This window comes from Kitasatospora sp. NPDC007106, from assembly GCF_040634455.1.
GTDB lineage: Bacteria > Actinomycetota > Actinomycetes > Streptomycetales > Streptomycetaceae > Kitasatospora > Kitasatospora arboriphila.
On the sequence record NZ_JBEYFP010000922.1, the window covers coordinates 1 to 2193 of the forward strand.

General features: G+C 72.5%; 1 pseudogene. It reads left to right on the forward strand.

Annotation, left to right across the window (positions count from 1 at the left end):
- Positions 1-389: 389 nt before the first annotated feature.
- Positions 390-2193, forward strand: a pseudogene (locus ABZ641_RS34060) (hypothetical protein); the annotation flags it as partial.

Consider the following 2193-nt stretch of genomic DNA (forward strand, 5'->3'; position numbering starts at 1 on the left):
CCGGGTTCTGGGAGCAGAAGTACTTCGCGCCGACCCTGCTCGACCTGTGGCAGGAGGCTCCCGAATAGAGCCCCCACCGCCCGGCAGTGAGCTGATCGGGGCCCCGACGCGCGACTGTCACAGCGAACGCACGTGAGCCGGCGGTTGCAGCTGTTCTGCCTCCCGCACCACCCGATCCGCCTTACGCGGATCGGCGAGATCCCCACGTGAGGCGCGGAGCTTCGGATGGCGCACGGCGCATACTCCGGCCTGAGGTCCGTCGACTTGGAGCCGGATGACGGGTTCTCCTTGCCCTCGGCCTGGCGGAGGTGCGGCTACCGGCCGGCCGGCGGCAGGAGATCATGAACTGCCGAGCGGCCGTGGTGATGATGTCGAGGGGAAGAGGAGCCGTGGAGGGGATCGTGCGGATCGACTGCGCGGGGTTGAGCCTGGAGGTGGTGGTCGCCGAGGCGATGCGGTCGGTGGGAGAGGCCGGTGTGGCAAAGCAGTTGGTGCTCGACCGGGTCGGCGCCGCGGGCCCGTTGGTGGCGTCGGCGGAGGAGCCGGCGAGGGTCCGGCTGTGGGCCCGGCACCATGCACGTGAGCAGCTGGGCGTGCCGGTGGTGGTCGGGGAAGCCGCTTCCGCTGCGCCCGCCCGGCCGATCCGGTTGGCTGATCTCTCCGGTCAGCAGACGTGCTGGTTGCGGGCTGCAGCTGCATCGGAGACGTTCCGTGCGCCGGTGGCGGTGTGGCGGGCGTTCGTCGAGGCGTTGGGCGGCGTGCCGGTGGCGGCTGCGGCTTTGGAGGAATTCGCCGAGCAGCATCACCTGTTGGTGCTCGGCTCCGACGGCGTGGGGTTCATCGGGGTGGGGGAACACCGGGCCGTACGGGAGCACTTGCCGATTACCGCGGACCAGCAGCGCGCGGTGCACCGGGCCGTGCTGGGGCTGCGGGAGGAGCCGGCTGCGGCCGGGTACGTGCATGCGGCACGGCCGGTGCATGCGGCGTTGGCGGGGGAGTTGGGGGAGTGGCTCTCCGATCCGGATTTCCTGGTGGAGTCGGGGTGGTACGGGCTGGGCCTGGGCCTGGCGTTGGCGTACCCGGAGGGCGTGCCGCTCGGCGGGATCGCCGGTGACCTGCAGTGCCTGCTGCAGGAGGGACTGGCTGCGCCGGCGAGCCATGAGGAGTGGCTGGCCTGGGTCCACCACGCGCTGGTGAGCCGGGGACAGGACGAGGCCGCGGACCGAGTGGCGGCGCGGGCGAGCCTTCCGTGGCGGACGGTGTGGTCGCGGTGGCAGTGGCCGAGCGGGCTCGCGCCGCTGGCCGATCCGATTCCCCTCGCCGACGAGGTGCACCTGGTGGAGCGGGAGGAGGGCGGTGTCGCCTTCGCGATCCGCCGGGAGGACGAGGACGACTGGGACGTCGAGCACGAGTGGCTGTGGGACGTGGGGACGGGGGAGTTCCTCGGCGGTCCGGGTGAGGACCTGCTGGAGGAGGTCGAGGAGGACGACGGGACCGGCCGCGCGGTGCGGCGGGTGAACGGGGCGTGGTCGTCCTTCGACGCGTCGGAGCGCGCGGAGTTGGCGCGGCGGTTGCCGTGGGTGCCCGGTGCGGTGGACGAGGCCGTGCAGTGTGCGCCGTCCGGCACGCCGGGGGGCACGTTGTGGGTGTTCTCCGGTCGGTGCGGTCTGTTCGGTGCGCTGGTGGACGAGGAGCGGATGGCCCGGCTCCCGTCCGTACCGCACTCGAACCCCGGGTACGGCGTGGCCGGCCGGGCGGCTTGGCCGGAGCCCGCCCTCCCGTTGACCGGGGCGGTGAGCCGTGAAGCCCTGGAGCAGGACTGGGCGTTCGGGCCGGGAGCGTGCCACCCGCTCGCGGAGGAGCGGATTCCTGCGGCCATTCGGGACGACGGCACCCGGCGGTTCATGGCAGAGGGCGGCTGGCTCCTCACCGACGGCCTCGCGGGGCTCCGAACGACAGACATCGCATCGCAGGCGCTGCGACCCGCTGACGGCGACCCCGAACTCCTGGAAGGGCTCGGAACCTTCCAGGGGGCGCCCATCCTGCTCAACGGTCGCACCGGCGAGGTGCACCACGGCTTCCGGACCGGTGAGGGCGACACGTTCCCCCTGATGGCCGGCAGCCTCGACCGGTTCCTGCGCATCGTGCTGCTCCACCACGCGGCACTGACGGCACCGGTCGTGTTGGGGTACC